Raw genomic sequence first — 14,698 nt, forward strand, 5'->3', positions numbered from 1 at the left:
AGCTCCCTCAATCAAACAAACTCGGCGTGTGGTTCACCAGCGCGCCTTCGATTTCCAGCATCTTCAGCTTGGTCACGACGCCGCCATTCGCCGAGAAGCCGCCGGGCTTGTTGCCGGCCGCGAGCACGCGGTGGCAGGGCACGACGATCGGGCACGGGTTGTGCCCAAGCGCCTGGCCGACATCGCGCGAGAGCTGAACGCCACCGAGGCGCTTGGCGATGTCGCCATAGGTCATGGTCTTGCCGGGCGGGATGGCGCGGGCGATCTCATAGACGCCGCGGTTGAAGTCGGGCACGCCGTCGAGATCGAGCGGGATATCGGTGAGGTCGTCGTGCCCGCCGGCGAGCAGCTTGACGATGCGGTCGATCACCTGCTGCACCTCAGGGGTCGGTTCGGCTTCGGTGGCATCAGCGTGGCGCTGAGCGATGCGGGTGCGGATCTTCTGCTCGCCGCCCATCGGCAGCTGGGTGCCGTTGATGCCACGCGGGCCCCACGCGATGGCACAAAGGCCGATCTTGGTGTCAAACAGGGCAAAATGCTGGTCGGTCATGGCTTGGTTCCTGAGCTCGCGTCCTTCTCGCATGCCCCCATTGTCATCTCGGCCTAAATCTAGGCTTGGAAATAGTTGCGATCCACCCGGTTTCCGGGAATCTTGCACAGGAGTTCCACGCCCCTTTCCGCGAGTCCTGAATGCAAAGCCTCCACGTCAACGGATACGACATGCCCTATCTCGACGTGGGCAACGACAGGGACAGGCCGCCGCTGGTCTGCGTGCACGGCTCGCTCTCCGACTTCCGCGTCTGGGGCTGCGTGCTCGGGCCGCTGACGCAGCGGCACCGGATGATCGTTCCGAGCCTCCGGCATTTCTTCCCGGAAAAATGGGACGGCGTCGGCGATACCTATTCGATCGCGCAGCATGTCAGCGACGTCATCGCCTTCATCGAGAAGCTCGACCTCGGCCCGGTCGATCTGATGGGCCATTCCCGCGGCGGCCACATCTGCTTCCGCGCGGCGCAGCAGCGGCCGGATCTGCTGCGACGGCTGGTGCTGGCCGAGCCCGGCGGCGAGCTCGATGCGAGTCTCGATCCCGAGTACGCCGGCGGCCCCTCGCCGTTGCTGGCACGGTTCACGGCCTCGGCCGAGAAGATCGCGGACGGCGATGTCGATGGTGGCCTTGCCGTCTTCGTCGACACGCTGGAAGGCGCCGGCACCTGGCCGCGGCTGCCGGCAATGGTGAAGCAGAACCTTCGCGACAACGCCACTACCCTGATCGGCCAGGTCCGCGACAACCGCCCGCCGTTCTCGAAAGCGGATGCGGAAGCGATCAAGATGCCGACGCTGTTCATCCTGGGCGCACAGACCAAGGGCCTGCTGCCGAAGGTGCTGCATGCGCTCGCCGCTCACGTGCCCTACTCCAAGACGGCGATCATCCCGAACGCGACGCATCCGATGTTCGAGCAAGCGCCGCAAAAATACTCCGAAGTGGTCCTGGATTTTCTGGCGAGCTGATCATGCAGAGCTTTCGCGTCAACGGTTATGACATGGCCTATCTCGAAGTCGGACAGGGCCATCCGCTCGTCTGCGTGCACGGCACGCTCGGGGATTTCCGTACCTGGTATTCGGTGCTCGGGCCGCTGTCGAGGAATCATCGCGTGATCTCGGTCAGCCTGCGGCACTTCTTTCCCGAGCATTGGGACGCCGTCGGCGACGACTACAAGATGGCGCAGCACGTCGCCGACACGATCGCTTTCATCGAGCAGATCAAGCCCGGCCCGGTCGATCTCATGGGCCATTCGCGCGGCGGCCACATCGCGTTTCGCGTCGCGCAGGCACGGCCTGATCTGCTGCGCAAGCTGGTGCTGGCCGAGCCCGGCGGCGATCTCGACGCCAGCCTGCCGGTGCCCGAAGGCACGCCGGCGCATCCGCCGCTCGCCGCGAAGACGATACGCTCGGTCGAGATGATCCGCGCCGGCGACATCGAGGGCGCGCTGCAGAATTTCTACGAGGGCATCGAGGGTGACGGCTCGTGGCGGCGCGTGCCGGCGGCTGCCAAGCAACAGCTGCGCGACAACACGCTGACCTTCCTCGGCCAGATCAACGAGCAGCGCAGGCCCTATACGCTGGCGGATGCGCAGGCGATCAAGACGCCGACGCTGCTGATCGGCGGCAGCGCCACCACCGGCAGCCTGTCGGTGATGTGGCGCGTGCTGGCCGAGCACATTGCGGACAGCGAGACGGCGGTGATCCCGAACGCCGGCCACTGGATGTTCGAACAGGCGCCGCTGGAGTACAGCGAGGTCGTGAGCAGTTTTTTGGCGGAGTAGCTCTCTCCCCGCGGACGGGGGAGAGAGAAGAAGGTCTCACACCTTCCACACGCCGACCGGCATCTTGATCGTCGCGTTAAGCCGGTTCCAGACGTTGATCGTCGCGATCGAGAGGATCAGGGTTGCGAGCTCGCGCTCGTCGAAGTGCTTGGCGGCCTCGTTCCAGATCGCATCCGGCACCGGGTCTTCGCGATCGGCAACGCGCGTGACGGCTTCGGTCAGCGCCAGCGCGGCGCGCTCGGCGTCGGTGAAATAGGGCGCCTCACGCCAGGCGGAGACGGCGAACAGGCGCTCGTCGGTCTCGCCCAGCTTGCGGGCGATTTTCGGATGCATGTCGACACAGACGCTGCAGCCGTTGATCTGGCTGGCGCGCAGGTGCACCAGTTCCAGGAGCTTTTCCGGCAGGCCCTGCTTGGTCAGGCTGGCGAGGGCCTGAAGGTGGTTCATGGCCTCGGGCAGGACCATCACCGGGTGATTCATACGGGCGTGCATCATCTTGCGTCTCCATCTATCGAATTTCGAAGGTTCCGGTCACATCGGCCGGATTGGCTTCGTCATGGGCATGACGGATCGCGACGAGGGAATGTGACCGATGACCCAAGAAAACTTCGAAGAAAATTTTCTGAGCCGGCAGTTCGAGGCCAACCGGGACCACTTACGCGCTGTCGCCTACCGGATGCTGGGCGCGAGCGGCGAGGTCGACGATGCCGTGCAGGAGGCCTGGCTGCGGCTGAGCCGGAGCGACACGTCCGACGTGGCGAACCTGCGGGGCTGGCTGACCACCGTGGTCGCGCGGATCTGCCTCGACATGCTGCGCGCGCGCAAATCGCGCAAGGAAGACCCGATGGGCCCGCACGTGCCCGAGCCGATCGACGACACGCGGGAGCGCGAGGCGGAGATGGCCGATTCCGTCGGTGCGGCGCTGCTGATCGTGCTCGAGACCTTGCAGCCGGCGGAGCGGCTTGCCTTCGTGCTGCACGACATGTTCGCAGTCCCGTTCGAGGAGATCGCGCCGATCGTCGGCCGCACGGTCGATGCCTCGCGGCAACTCGCGAGCCGCGCGCGGCGGCGCGTGCAGGGCGCGCCGGTGCCGGAGGCAGACCTGTCGCGCCAGCGCGCGATCGTCGATGCGTTCCTCAAGGCTTCTCGCGAGGGCAATTTCGAGGGGCTGCTCGCAGTGCTCGATCCCGACGTCGTGTTCCGCGCCGACGATGCCGCGGTGCGGCTCGGCACGCTGCCGGAGATCCGCGGCGCGGATGCGGTCGCGCAGCTCTACAAGGGCCGCGCCCAGGCGGCGCGCACGGCGCTGGTCGATGGCGAGATGGGTGTCGCCGTCATCCTCGGCGGACAATTACGCATCGCGTTGCGCATCATCTTCAGCGGCGACCGCATCGCCGGGATCGACGCCATGGCCGATGCGGAGCAGGTGGCGGCGCTGGACGTCGAGGTGCTGGAGGGCTGAAGCGGGTCATTGTCGCGAAAACAACCCCATGCACAGTAGCCGGCCCAAGCAATATCAATAACTTAGCTGGCTCGAATCGTTGCACCGCGACGGTATTCAGGTAGCGCTTGACGCCCCCGGCACGGAGCCGTAGTTTCGAATACGGAATTCCGTATTCCCTTTTCGGAGCCGCCGGCGTGATCCCTCTCGACCCGCTCCCGAACCTGATCGACCAGGTCTATGCCCGGATCCTGGAGGCGATCTCCGATCGCACGCTGCAGCCCGGCCAGCGCATCCGGCAGAACGAGCTCGCCGACAAGCTCGGCGTCTCGCGCCAGCCGGTGTCGCATGCGCTGCATCTGTTGCACCGTCAGGGTCTCGTCGCCGAAAGCGGCAAGCGCGGCTTTGAAGTCACCCAGCTCGATCCCGCCCGCATTCGTCAGCTCTACGAAGTGCGCGGCGCCATCGACGCGCTCGCCGCCCGGCTTGCCGCCCAGCGTGCCGCAGCCGATGCAGCCGGGCGCGCGCGGCTCGAGACAGCGCTCGCCGCGGGACGCCGCATCGATCGCAAGACTGTTCTCGCCGAGCTGATCGCGCTCGACGTCGAATTTCATCGCGCCATCTACCAGCTCGCCGGCAATCCCGTGATCGAGGAGACGATCACGCCGCAATGGCCGCATATGCGCCGCTCGATGGCGACCGTGCTCTCCGAGCTCGATTATCGCGGCAGCGCCTGGGCCGAGCATGCCGATATCGCCAAGCACATTCTCGCAGGTGACGCGAAGGCGGCCGAACGCGCGGCGCTGGCGCATGCGCAGACGGCCGGACGGATGACCGAGGAGAGATTGAAGGCGACGGACGAGGTGGCGGCGTAGCTGCAAACGCCTGCGCCGTCATGGCCGGGCTTGACCCGGCTATCCACACCTTTGCTTCACGCTCGGAGAACGTGGATGCCCGGGGCAAGCCCGGGCATGACGAGAGAGAACAACAAACAAAACCAAGGAGGACGACCCATGAAACTGTCTCAGGAGCAATTGGAGTTCTTCCACCGCGAGGGTTGGCTGTTCCTGCCCGAGCTGTTTACCCAAGAAGAGGTCGACCTTCTCGCGCGCGAAGCGGTCGGCATTTACGACGCCAACCGGCCGGAGGTCTGGCGCGAGAAGAGCGGCGCACCACGGACCGCCTTTGCCGCGCATCTCTACAACGAGGCTTTCGGCGTTCTGGGCGCGCATCCGCGCATGATCGATCCGGTCGAGCAGGTGTTCGGCGAGCCGGTTTACATGCACCAGTTCAAGATCAACGCGAAATCGGCCTTCACCGGCGACGTCTGGCAATGGCACCAGGATTACGGCACCTGGAAGCGCGACGACGGCATGCCGGAGCCGCGCGCGATGAACATCGCGATCTTCCTCGACGAGGTGATGCCGATCAACGGTCCGCTGATGCTGGTGCCGCGCAGCCAGAATGCCGGCGATCTCCAGGCATCGCATGACCTCTCGACCACGTCGTATCCGTTGTGGACGCTGGACGAAGACACGGTGACGCGGCTGGTCAAGCAGGGCGGCATCGTCGCGCCGACCGGCAAGCCCGGCGGCATGCTGATGTTCCACGGCAATCTCGTGCACGGCTCGAGCGGCAACATCACGCCCTATCCGCGCAAGATCGTGTACCTGACCTTGAATGCGGTCTCGAACTACATCCGCACCCCGACGCGGGCGGACTACATCGCGCATCGCGATTTCACGCCGATCAAGACGGTGGATGACGACGCGCTGGTGCGGCTGGCGCGGGCACCGCGGCAGGCGGCGGAGTAAGGTCGGAGCCACGGGCGAGATTCACCTCTCCCTTTGGGAGAGGTCGGCGCGAAGCGCCGGGTGAGGGGTTAAGGCCTCTCGTCGGAGCTGCGGCCCCTCACCCGGTTTGCTGCACAAACCGACCCCTCCCCTCCGGGGAGAGGTGAACTGAGCGCAGCTGCATCAGCAACGCTGAACATCGGAATTCCCATGAACCTCTTCCGCATCCTCCAGGCCCGCGCGTCCGCCGGAATGCCTGTTCGTGTCGCGCTGATCGGCGCCGGTAAATTCGGCTCGATGTTTCTGGCGCAGGTGCCGCACACACCGGGGCTGGAAGTGCCTGTTATCGTCGACATCGACCGCGATCGCGCACGCGAGGCCTGCCGCACCGTCGGCTGGAGCGCCGAGCGGATTGCTGCCACCGTGTTCACCGATGACGGCGCACGCGCCATCGCCGGCGGTGCGATGGATGTGGTGGTTGAGGCGACCGGCAATCCCGCCGTCGGCATCAAGCACGCGCGCGCCGCGATCGCGGCGGGCAAGCATGTCGTGATGGTGAATGTCGAAGCCGACGTGCTCGCCGGCCCCCTGCTCGCCGAGGAAGCGCGCAAGGCAGGCGTGGTCTATTCGCTCGCCTATGGCGACCAGCCGGCGCTGACCGCCGAAATGGTCGACTGGGCTCGCGCCACCGGCTTCCGCGTCGTCGCCGCCGGCAAGGGCACAAAATATCTGCCGGCCTACCACGACGTGACGCCGGATGGCGTCTGGCAGCACTATGGTCTGACCGCCGGCGAAGCGCAGTCGGCCGGCATGAATCCGCAAATGTTCAACTCCTTCCTCGACGGCACCAAGTCGGCGATCGAGATGGCCGCGATCGCGAACGCCTGCGGGCTCGACGTGCCCAAGGGCGGCCTGCTGTTTCCGCCCTGCGGCGTCGACGATCTCCCGCACATCATGCGGCCCAGCGACAAGGGCGGCGTGCTGGAGCGGTCGGGCGTGGTCGAAGTCGTCTCGTCGCTCGAGCGCGATGGCCGGCCGGTGTTTCGCGATCTGCGCTGGGGCGTCTATGTCGTGCTGGAGGCGCCGAACGACTATGCCGCGGATTGCTTCAAGCAATACGGTTTGAAGACCGATGCTAGCGGACGTTTCGCCGCGATGTACAAGCCGTATCACCTGATCGGGCTCGAACTGAACATCTCGGTGCTGTCGGCGGCACTGCGGGGCGAACCGACCGGGCAGCCTTACGGCTTCCGCGGCGACGTCGCATCGGTTGCCAAGCGCAATTTGCGCGCCGGCGAGATGCTGGACGGCGAAGGCGGTTACACCGTGTGGGGCAAGCTGGTGCCGGCGGATGCGAGCCTAAAGGCCGGCGCCCTGCCGATCGGCCTCGCCCATCGCCTCAAGCTGAAGCACGACGTCGCGCACGGCGAGATCGTGCGCTGGAGCGATGTCGAGTTCGACGCGAACAACGAGACGATCAAGACCAGGAAAGCGATGGAGACGGCATTCGCGAAGGCGGAATGAACGTGGATGCATCGTGTGGTCGCTTCAGCTATGTTCGCTTCCCGGTGCTTTGCGGGCTCGAACCGGACATGGCAGCAGGTCCGTTGAGGGCCACCTCCAGACGCATGCAGCGCAGCAAATAGAACGCCTGGCAGACCCACCTCGCCGATGGGCAAAGCGGCGTTGTTGCAGGTGAGCGCCGAGAGGCGCTGAAGCCCGGCCGGGAACCCTGCCGTGCAAGTCTGGATTCCCGCGATGGTTGGGATAAGCTTACGTTGCCTGCGCAGAAAAATCGCAAAACGACATTTGGGAGGACGTAATGCTCGACACCACCCTAAGCGCGCGCGTCCAGGTTTTCCTCGACAAGTTTGATGCCGCGCTTGCGGCGGGCGATCTCGACGCCGCCGTCGGAATGTTCGCGCCGGAATGCTACTGGCGCGACCTCGTTGCCTTCACCTGGAACATCAAGACGATGGAAGGCCGCGATCAGGTTCGCGACATGCTCGCGCATTGCCTCGCGCGCGTGAAGCCACGCAACTGGAAAATCGCCGAAGGTGAAACGCCGACCGAGGCTGACGGCGTGACGGAGTCCTGGATCTCATTCGAGACCGAGGTCGCGCGTGGATATGGACTCCTGCGCTTGCAGAACGGCCAGATCTGGACGCTTTTGACCACGATCGTCGAACTCAAGGGCCATGAGGAAAAGGCGGGCTTCACCCGGCCGCTTGGCGCCAGGCACGGCGTCAATCCCGGCTCCAAGAGCTGGAAGGAGCTGCGCGACGAGGAGGTTGAAGAACTCGGATTCAAGACCCAACCCTACGTGCTTGTCATTGGCGGCGGACAGGGCGGCATTGCGCTCGGGGCGCGGCTGCGCCAGCTCGGTGTCCCCTCGATCATCGTCGAAAAGAACGCACGCGCCGGCGATTCCTGGCGCAACCGCTACAAGTCGCTCTGCCTGCACGACCCCGTCTGGTACGATCACTTGCCCTACATTGATTTCCCGAAGAACTGGCCCGTGTTCTCGCCCAAGGACAAGATCGGCGACTGGCTGGAAATGTACACCAAGGTCATGGAGCTGAACTACTGGACCAACACCACGGCCAAACGCGCCAGTTGGGACGACGCCAAGAAGGAATGGACCGTCATCGTCGAACGCGACGGCAAGGAGATTACTCTGCGGCCCAAGCAGCTTGTGTTCGCGACCGGCATGTCGGCCAAGCCAAACATGCCGAAGATCAAAGGCATGGAAGCGTTCAAAGGCGAGCAGCACCATTCCTCGCGCCATCCCGGCTCCGGCGGCTACAAAGGCAAGAAGGTCGTGGTGATCGGCTCGAACAATTCGGCCCACGACATCTGCGCTGCGTTGTACGAGGCCGGCGTCGACGTCACGATGGTACAGCGCTCGACCACGCACATTGTGCGCTCGGACTCGCTGATGGCGACGCTGGGTGATCTCTATTCCGAACGCGCCGTCCGCGGCGGAATGACCACGGCAAAGGCCGATCTGATCTTCGCTTCACTGCCCTACCGGATCCTGAATCAGTTTCAGAAGCCGGTCTACGACAAGATCCGCCAGGATGACGCGGCTTTCTATGCCGGGCTGGAAAAGGCCGGCTTCAGGCTCGACTTCGGCGACGACGAATCCGGGCTGTTCATGAAGTATCTGCGCCGCGGCTCGGGCTATTACATCGACGTCGGCGCCTCACAGCTGATCATCGACGGCAAGATCAAACTGGTCGCGGGACAGGTGGAGGAAATCACGCCCAACGGCGTCAGGCTCGACAGCGGCAAGGAATTGCCGGCGGACGTGATCGTCTATGCCACCGGCTATAGTTCGATGAACGGCTTCGTCGCCGATCTCGTGAGTCCAGAGACGGCCGACAAGGTTGGCAAAGTCTGGGGCCTCGGCTCGAATACGACGAAGGACCCCGGCCCATGGGAAGGTGAGCAGCGTAACATGTGGAAGCCGACGCAGCAGGAAGGCCTGTGGTTCCACGGCGGCAACCTGCATCAGTCGCGGCATTACTCGCAATTCCTTGCGCTGCAGCTGAAGGCGCGCCAAGAGAGCATCCCGACGCCGGTCTACGGCCTGCAGACCGTCCATCACAAGGCCTGACATTGCCGAGAGCACGGCGGGGCTCGCGGATTGCGGGCCCCATGCTATTTCCGGGTCGCGACGGGGTGCTCCGAGCTAGCGCGCTTGCCTGACGCTGGGCATCAGGTCGATCAGGCCGAGATCCACGAGCGTGCGATGGAAGCGACGTTTCCGTTCGGAAGACGACGCGAAATAGGCTTCCCTGCAATCATCAAGCAGGCTCGCGCGCGTGGCGAATATCGGGTCGAGCGCAATACCCGCCCGTTGCAAGGCGACAGTTCCGAGAAAGGCGATGTCGAGATCCGCGCCCCTTCCGGGGCTGAAATGGGGGATATTCAGGGCTTCTATCGCATAGAACGTGCCAAACGGGCGCCGCCCGTCACACGGTCGTTTCAGGTGTCGATCGATCTGCTTCGTCAACACGGGTTGATGGTCCCCGTAATGCACGATGAGAACAGGCCGTCCAGGGAAGCTGCTTGCGAGCTTCTCTCTGAGCCTTTGCCAGGCAGACGCGGTCTCCGCCAGTCGCGTGTAGTACTCGACGTATCCGGCATCGGGGAGGCTCGCCATGGCAAAGGCGCGCTCTCTCTCGAATTGACCTGATGGCACGAGCTGCCGATCATGCGGACCGTGATTGAAGTTGGTCAGCGCATAAAGAAATCTCGGTGTCGGATCGCTGGCGATCCCCCTGGCATGCACATCGATGACCGCATCCAGGAACATCGCATCGGAATTTGTTGCCTCGAAGCGCCCGGCATCGAACGGCGGCGGAAGCTCGTCGACGAAGATACGCTCGTCGATACCGATCGAGCCGTAGAATTTGTCGTAACTGAGAAACCCGCGGCGACAGCTGGATATGAGGGTTGTCTTGTAGCCGAGCGACGCCAACGAACGCGGCAGGCTGCTGTGAAAGCGGCCGGCCCCCTTCTTGAAGAGGTAGTAGGCGCTCGAGCCGAAGCTGGCACTTGAAAGACCGGTGAGCAAGCTGAATTCGGATTGCCACGAACCTCCGCCAAAGATGTCGACGTTCAGGCGCCCAAACTCGCCATCTGGCGGAGACAGGAAGGCTTCGACGGCCGGCTCGACCGGCAACCCGAAAATGCGCGGGTCGAACACAGACTCGTGCTGGATGACGATGATGTCGGGAGAACAGGCCGAGCGCGCGGGCGTGGCCTCCCTCAATGGCAGCGGTTCGTTGGCGATATCGCTCAGAGCCAACCCGCCGAACTGTCGCCAGCAAGCGGGATCAACCAGCGAGGCCATGAAGGTCGCGTAGAAGCACCGCCCTTGCGTCAGCGTCTGCCGCAAAAGGGTGGCGCCCTTCGACACGGAAGCCATTGCAAAGCCAACCAGCGCCAAGGCGAACAAGAGAATTCGAAACGCGATCGACACGGGAGATCCAGCCGCATAGAACAGAACCGCGCTCGCAGCAAAGGCGAACAACGCGCTTCCCGCCACAACACCCAGCATCATGCGTGGATATTGCAGCACGAAGAATGGGACTGTGCCGGCAAACGCCAGCGGCAGATCGGATACGGTCAGCTTGAGCGCGCTGTGATTGAATTTGACGATGGAGATGCCGGCGATCGCCACCGCCAGCATGCCGGACAGCAGGATCGCTCGATCGAGATCGGCAAGAAACACCAGCAGCAGGGCAGCATTGAGGAGAAGTGCGGCGACGGCAAACGGCAGATGCTCAACGCTCCGTTCCATCAGGGCAATCGCGGCGATGGCCGCCACAAGGATCAAAATTGAAATCATGGGCCGAGCATGCCCCGGGCATTGGATTTTTTCAATTTGGGCCCTGGGCAGCCCGAGCAGCGCAGGCCGGCAGCGGCATCAACCGATCCTGCAGCGCAACAAGAACGAGAGGTCGACGAAATCGGTAAGGCCGACATCGCGATTGGTGATGTTGAAGGCTTCGCTACGCGCCAATTCGGCCTGCCCCGGTGGGCTCACTGCCCTTGGGTCAATTGCTGCAGGATCTGTTGGAACATTTGGGCCTGGTCGCTTTGTGCTCTGTCGTTTCTGCACACGGCCTCGAGTGCGCCCTTGATCCCGCCGCTCACGCAGTCGAGCTCGCGTTCGCCAAGAACGTCGCTCTGCGCATTGATTTGATCAGTCATCTTGATTGCATCAGTCATCACACGTCTCCTTGAGTTGGCGCGATTGTCCGACACCGATGCGACCACATTAGGCATCACCGCCCTCATCTGTATGTGACGGCCATCACAAAGTGTCTGATTTGGGAGGCGCCCGCCCGTAAGCGCGTGGGTGGAGAGAGCGCACCACCTTCGCGGCGATCGCTCGAACTTTAACTCACGGCAACAGCCGCTCCTGCTTCGCCTGCCTGAACCACTTCCGGAACATGTCTTCCGTATCCATCATCTCGGTGAAGCCGGCGCGGTTGATCTTGACGGTCGAGACGATCGAGGGCGGGCCTGACGCGGTCTGGCCGTAGCGCAGGCTGTAATCGGCATACTGGAACGAGAGGCCGACGAATTCGGCAAGGCCTGGCGACACAAGATTGTGCTTGCGCCTGAGCGCGTCCCACGGCGCGACCCAATTCGGAAACTCTTTCGCCAGCGACAGCGGCACCGGCTTGCCGGGTTTCATCTCCAGCGCGTCGGCGACCGCGGGCCAGATGTTCTCCCAGGTGAAGACGTCGCCATTGGTGACGTTGAAGGCTTCGTTCCGCGCCGACCTCGCCTCGCCGGACCATGCGATCGCGCGTGCGAGGAGATCGACGTCAACGGCCTGCGACACCCGCGCGGCGCCGCCGGGGAAATCGAGCGGCCTGCCCTGCTCGCGCAGCATCGCCGCGTAGACGCCGAGCGGCGGGATCAGATCCATGGCGCCGCCCATCGCGAGGCCGACGATCAGGACGGGGCGCAAGATGCTCCAGTGCCAGGCCTTCACCTTTTGAGCCTTGCCCATTTGGAGCTCGCGCAGAAAGTTTTCCTGCGCCCAATAGAAATTGGGCTGCTCGTACATTTCCGAGCGGCCTTCGCGGGCCGGCACTGTCAGGGGACGGACATGGACGCCATAGGCCTTGGTGCCCTGCAACAGGGCAACGTGCCTGAGATCAGGTGCAACCGGCTCGAGCGCGCCCATCAGGTTGCGCAGCATCAAATCATTGGTTTGGATCTGCTGCGGATCGCGCCAGCCGTCGACAAGCTGTGGCGCCTCGTAAAGCGCGGCATAGACGAGATGGGTGGCGCCTCGCAGCTCGGCTGCGGCACGCCGGCAGTCGGCTTCGCTGGTCAGATCGACGGGCACGTGGCGCGCACCGTAGAGATCGCGCGGCCTGCGCCGCGACAAGGCGACGACCTCGCAAGACTCGGCTGTGCCGAAGTGTCGCAAGGCGGCGTTGCCGACGAGACCCGTTGCGCCGGCGACCACGACTTTCTTGCCCGCCATGCTCGTTCTCCCCTTTTGTTGTTGCCTATTCGCGTAGCAGACGCGCGCGCCGGCGACTTGCGTCAGGCCGTGTTCGCAGATGCGAGCGAGGCATGAGGCTTGATTATCGCCGGGCGGCCGGTCATCCTCGCCTCGGGAACCGCAATGATCGGAATTCCAACAACAAGAGCCCCCAGAGGGGCCATTTCGGAAGCGCTCACAAGTCTCAAACAAACAACGTCGGGCTCGGCGAAGAAAAAACGACAACAAGATCGTTCCCTGGTCGAAGCATCGGCATCACGGAGGGTACGCATGCAACGTCGTGAATTCCTGAAAGTCACGGGCGTCGGCCTGGCTGCGAGCACAGCGGTCGCCGCGCCCGCGATCGCACAGTCCTCGCCCGAAGTCAGGTGGCGTTACGCCACGAGCTGGCCGAAGGCGCTCGATACGCTCTATGGCGGCTGCGAATATTTCTGCAAGAAGGTCGCCGACATCACCGACAACAAATTCCAGATCCAGCCCTTCGCTGCAGGCGAAATCGTTCCGGGCTTGCAGGTGCTGGATGCCGTCTCCAACGGCACCGTCGAGATCGGCAATACCGCGCTCTATTATTATTGGGGCAAGAACCCGGCCTTCACGTTCGCAACGGCCCTTCCGTTCGGACTGAACACGCGCCAGCAGATCTCATGGTTGCTGTGGGGCGGCGGACAGGATCTCGTCAATGATCTGTTGAAGGAGCACAATGTCTACGGCATTCCGACCGGGTCGACCGGCGCTCAGATGGGCGGCTGGTTCAGAAAGGAGATCAAGAGCACCGAGGACCTCAAGGGCCTGAAGATGCGCATCGGCGGTTTCGCCGGCACCATTCTCGCCAAGCTCGGCTGCGTGCCGCAGCAGCTCGCCGGCGGCGACATCTATCCGGCACTGGAGAAGGGCACGATCGACGCGGCCGAATGGGTCGGCCCCTATGACGACGAGAAGCTCGGCTTCGCCAAGGTCGCGAAGTATTACTACTATCCCGGCTGGTGGGAAGGCACGAGCCAGGGCCACAACATCATCAACATCGACAAGTGGAACGCGCTGCCCAAGCACTATCAGGCGGCGGTCGATGCGGCGTCGCGGGACACCTTCACCTGGATCACCGGCAAGTACGACGCGGTGAACGCGCCGGCGCTGAAGCGGCTGATCGTCAACGGTGCGATCCTCAAGGGCTTTCCGCAGGAGGTGCTGGAGGCCTGCTACACCACCGCCAACGAGATCTACGCCGACCTCTCCAAGAGCAATCCGCATTTCGGCAAGATGCATGCGAGCATGATGGCCTACAAGAACGACTCGCTGCCTTGGACGCAAGTCGCCGAGCTGAGCTACGACAGCTTCATGGCGCGGATGCGGACCAAGACATGAGGCGTTGATCGGCCAGGAAGGGCGGAAACGACGAAAGCCCCGGAGGTGTCTCCGGGGCTTTTTGTTTTAGGCAGGTTCAAGCGACTGATACAGCTATCGTAGGGTGGGCAAAGGCGCGACAGAGCCGTGCCCACGACCGTCCTGACGCCGAGAGAGGTGGTGGGCACGCTTCGCTTTGCCCACCCTACGGGGACTGCGCGAGACGCGAGTCCCCGCAGACGTACTCAGTTCTGATCATCCCCGAGCGCGGCGACCAGCTTGTCGTAATACTTGCCGACGAGATCGATATTGCCCTTGTTCTCGATCGCCGGCGCCGGCGTCTTGAGGGCCTGGTTGAGCTCGTCGAGCGCTTCCTTCTTGTCCTTGGCCGGCATCTTCTTGTCGGCCTCGACCTGCGCGATCTGCGACTTGAGCACGGCTTCGGCGCCGACATATTTCTTGGTGGTGGGATCGAAGCCGCCGAGCACCAGGCTGACGTTGTCGACGACGTTGTTGTAGTCGTCATAGCTGGCGAAGCCGTGCTTCTTGGCGACGCCGTCGAGCTGGGCCATCACCTTCGCGTCGGGCGCGGTGTTCTCCGGCAGCTTTTCGGTGATCGCGTCCATGTCCTTCTGCGCGGCGAGCACGCCGTCGAGCTGCTTGTCGGTCAGCGCGACCTGCTTGAGCGTGGGCGTCTGCTGTTGCGCAGGCGCGGCTTGCTGCGCCGGTGCGGGCTGCTGCTTGGCCTGCGCGAACGCGG

General features: G+C 63.8%; 14 protein-coding genes (1 of these 14 cut by a window edge). 8 read left to right on the forward strand and 6 right to left on the reverse strand.

What is annotated here, in order from left to right; genetic code table 11:
* Positions 1-7 precede the first annotated feature (7 nt).
* Complete coding sequence (locus tag NLM32_RS42685) at positions 8-550, reverse strand: methylated-DNA--[protein]-cysteine S-methyltransferase (RefSeq protein ID WP_254134631.1); 543 nt, start codon at positions 548-550, stop codon at positions 8-10.
* A gap of 140 nt (positions 551-690) precedes the next feature.
* Between NLM32_RS42685 and NLM32_RS42690 the strand changes: the two genes are divergently transcribed.
* Together NLM32_RS42690 and NLM32_RS42695 are read left to right on the forward strand one after the other, a co-directional pair.
* Positions 691-1,509 (forward strand): alpha/beta fold hydrolase, encoded by an 819-nt coding sequence (locus tag NLM32_RS42690; protein WP_254134632.1) that lies wholly within the window; start codon positions 691-693, stop codon positions 1,507-1,509.
* 2 nt (positions 1,510-1,511) lie between these two features.
* Complete coding sequence (locus tag NLM32_RS42695) at positions 1,512-2,324, forward strand: alpha/beta fold hydrolase (RefSeq protein ID WP_254134633.1); 813 nt, start codon at positions 1,512-1,514, stop codon at positions 2,322-2,324.
* A 36-nt stretch (positions 2,325-2,360) separates the two neighbouring features.
* Here NLM32_RS42695 and NLM32_RS42700 read toward each other — a convergent pair whose 3' ends face one another.
* A complete protein-coding gene (locus NLM32_RS42700; RefSeq protein ID WP_254135549.1) occupies positions 2,361-2,816 on the reverse strand; it encodes a carboxymuconolactone decarboxylase family protein in 456 nt (151 codons plus the stop codon).
* A gap of 100 nt (positions 2,817-2,916) precedes the next feature.
* Here NLM32_RS42700 and NLM32_RS42705 point away from each other — a divergent pair, with 100 nt between their 5' ends.
* The 5 genes from NLM32_RS42705 to NLM32_RS42725 all read left to right on the forward strand — a co-directional run bounded on the left by NLM32_RS42705 (position 2,917) and on the right by NLM32_RS42725 (position 9,177).
* Positions 2,917-3,786, forward strand: a complete 870-nt coding sequence (locus NLM32_RS42705) for a sigma-70 family RNA polymerase sigma factor (RefSeq protein WP_254134634.1) — start codon at positions 2,917-2,919, stop codon at positions 3,784-3,786.
* A gap of 176 nt (positions 3,787-3,962) precedes the next feature.
* Positions 3,963-4,640 carry a GntR family transcriptional regulator gene (locus NLM32_RS42710; protein ID WP_254134635.1) on the forward strand — a complete coding sequence of 226 codons (678 nt, stop codon included), beginning with the start codon at positions 3,963-3,965 and terminating at the stop codon, positions 4,638-4,640.
* A 138-nt stretch (positions 4,641-4,778) separates the two neighbouring features.
* Complete coding sequence (locus NLM32_RS42715; RefSeq protein WP_254134636.1) at positions 4,779-5,579, forward strand: phytanoyl-CoA dioxygenase family protein; 801 nt, start codon at positions 4,779-4,781, stop codon at positions 5,577-5,579.
* Positions 5,580-5,768: 189 nt separating this feature from the next.
* Entirely contained in the window at positions 5,769-7,082 is a 1,314-nt protein-coding gene (locus tag NLM32_RS42720; RefSeq protein WP_254134637.1) for an NAD(P)H-dependent oxidoreductase, read from the forward strand.
* A 298-nt stretch (positions 7,083-7,380) separates the two neighbouring features.
* Positions 7,381-9,177 carry an NAD(P)/FAD-dependent oxidoreductase gene (locus NLM32_RS42725; protein WP_254134638.1) on the forward strand — a complete coding sequence of 599 codons (1,797 nt, stop codon included), beginning with the start codon at positions 7,381-7,383 and terminating at the stop codon, positions 9,175-9,177.
* Positions 9,178-9,252: 75 nt separating this feature from the next.
* Here the strand turns inward: NLM32_RS42725 and NLM32_RS42730 are convergent, their stop codons facing one another.
* The 3 genes from NLM32_RS42730 to NLM32_RS42740 form a co-directional block, all read right to left on the reverse strand.
* Positions 9,253-10,917 (reverse strand): sulfatase-like hydrolase/transferase, encoded by a 1,665-nt coding sequence (locus NLM32_RS42730; RefSeq protein WP_254134639.1) that lies wholly within the window; start codon positions 10,915-10,917, stop codon positions 9,253-9,255.
* 194 nt (positions 10,918-11,111) lie between these two features.
* Positions 11,112-11,300, reverse strand: coding sequence for a hypothetical protein (locus NLM32_RS42735; RefSeq protein ID WP_254134640.1), 189 nt, complete (start codon positions 11,298-11,300; stop codon positions 11,112-11,114).
* 175 nt (positions 11,301-11,475) lie between these two features.
* Positions 11,476-12,576 (reverse strand): NAD-dependent epimerase/dehydratase family protein, encoded by a 1,101-nt coding sequence (locus tag NLM32_RS42740; RefSeq protein ID WP_254134641.1) that lies wholly within the window; start codon positions 12,574-12,576, stop codon positions 11,476-11,478.
* Between the two features lie 291 nt (positions 12,577-12,867).
* On the opposite strand from NLM32_RS42740, the gene NLM32_RS42745 reads away from it, so the two are divergent.
* On the forward strand, positions 12,868-13,959 hold the full coding sequence (locus tag NLM32_RS42745) for a TRAP transporter substrate-binding protein (protein WP_254134642.1): 1,092 nt from the start codon (positions 12,868-12,870) through the stop codon (positions 13,957-13,959).
* A 224-nt stretch (positions 13,960-14,183) separates the two neighbouring features.
* Here NLM32_RS42745 and NLM32_RS42750 read toward each other — a convergent pair whose 3' ends face one another.
* On the reverse strand, positions 14,184-14,698 hold the 3' portion of the coding sequence (locus NLM32_RS42750; protein ID WP_254134643.1) for a hypothetical protein. The gene runs 82 nt beyond the window's last position; 515 of the gene's 597 nt are visible here — the last part of the coding sequence; its start codon lies off the right edge, out of view; its stop codon occupies positions 14,184-14,186.

This window comes from Bradyrhizobium sp. CCGUVB14 (assembly GCF_024199935.1).
In the GTDB taxonomy this organism is placed as follows: domain Bacteria; phylum Pseudomonadota; class Alphaproteobacteria; order Rhizobiales; family Xanthobacteraceae; genus Bradyrhizobium.

Excerpts from the sequence above, each read along its gene's own strand:
- NLM32_RS42685 (WP_254134631.1), bottom strand. The coding sequence starts at position 550 with ATGACCGACCAGCATTTTGCCCTGTTTGACACCAAGATCGGCCTTTGT.
- NLM32_RS42690 (WP_254134632.1), top strand. The coding sequence starts at position 691 with ATGCAAAGCCTCCACGTCAACGGATACGACATGCCCTATCTCGACGTG.
- NLM32_RS42695 (WP_254134633.1), top strand. The coding sequence starts at position 1,512 with ATGCAGAGCTTTCGCGTCAACGGTTATGACATGGCCTATCTCGAAGTC.
- NLM32_RS42700 (WP_254135549.1), bottom strand. The coding sequence starts at position 2,816 with ATGCACGCCCGTATGAATCACCCGGTGATGGTCCTGCCCGAGGCCATG.
- NLM32_RS42705 (WP_254134634.1), top strand. The coding sequence starts at position 2,917 with ATGACCCAAGAAAACTTCGAAGAAAATTTTCTGAGCCGGCAGTTCGAG.
- NLM32_RS42715 (WP_254134636.1), top strand. The coding sequence starts at position 4,779 with ATGAAACTGTCTCAGGAGCAATTGGAGTTCTTCCACCGCGAGGGTTGG.
- NLM32_RS42720 (WP_254134637.1), top strand. The coding sequence starts at position 5,769 with ATGAACCTCTTCCGCATCCTCCAGGCCCGCGCGTCCGCCGGAATGCCT.
- NLM32_RS42725 (WP_254134638.1), top strand. The coding sequence starts at position 7,381 with ATGCTCGACACCACCCTAAGCGCGCGCGTCCAGGTTTTCCTCGACAAG.
- NLM32_RS42730 (WP_254134639.1), bottom strand. The coding sequence starts at position 10,917 with ATGATTTCAATTTTGATCCTTGTGGCGGCCATCGCCGCGATTGCCCTG.
- NLM32_RS42735 (WP_254134640.1), bottom strand. The coding sequence starts at position 11,300 with ATGACTGATGCAATCAAGATGACTGATCAAATCAATGCGCAGAGCGAC.
- NLM32_RS42740 (WP_254134641.1), bottom strand. The coding sequence starts at position 12,576 with ATGGCGGGCAAGAAAGTCGTGGTCGCCGGCGCAACGGGTCTCGTCGGC.
- NLM32_RS42745 (WP_254134642.1), top strand. The coding sequence starts at position 12,868 with ATGCAACGTCGTGAATTCCTGAAAGTCACGGGCGTCGGCCTGGCTGCG.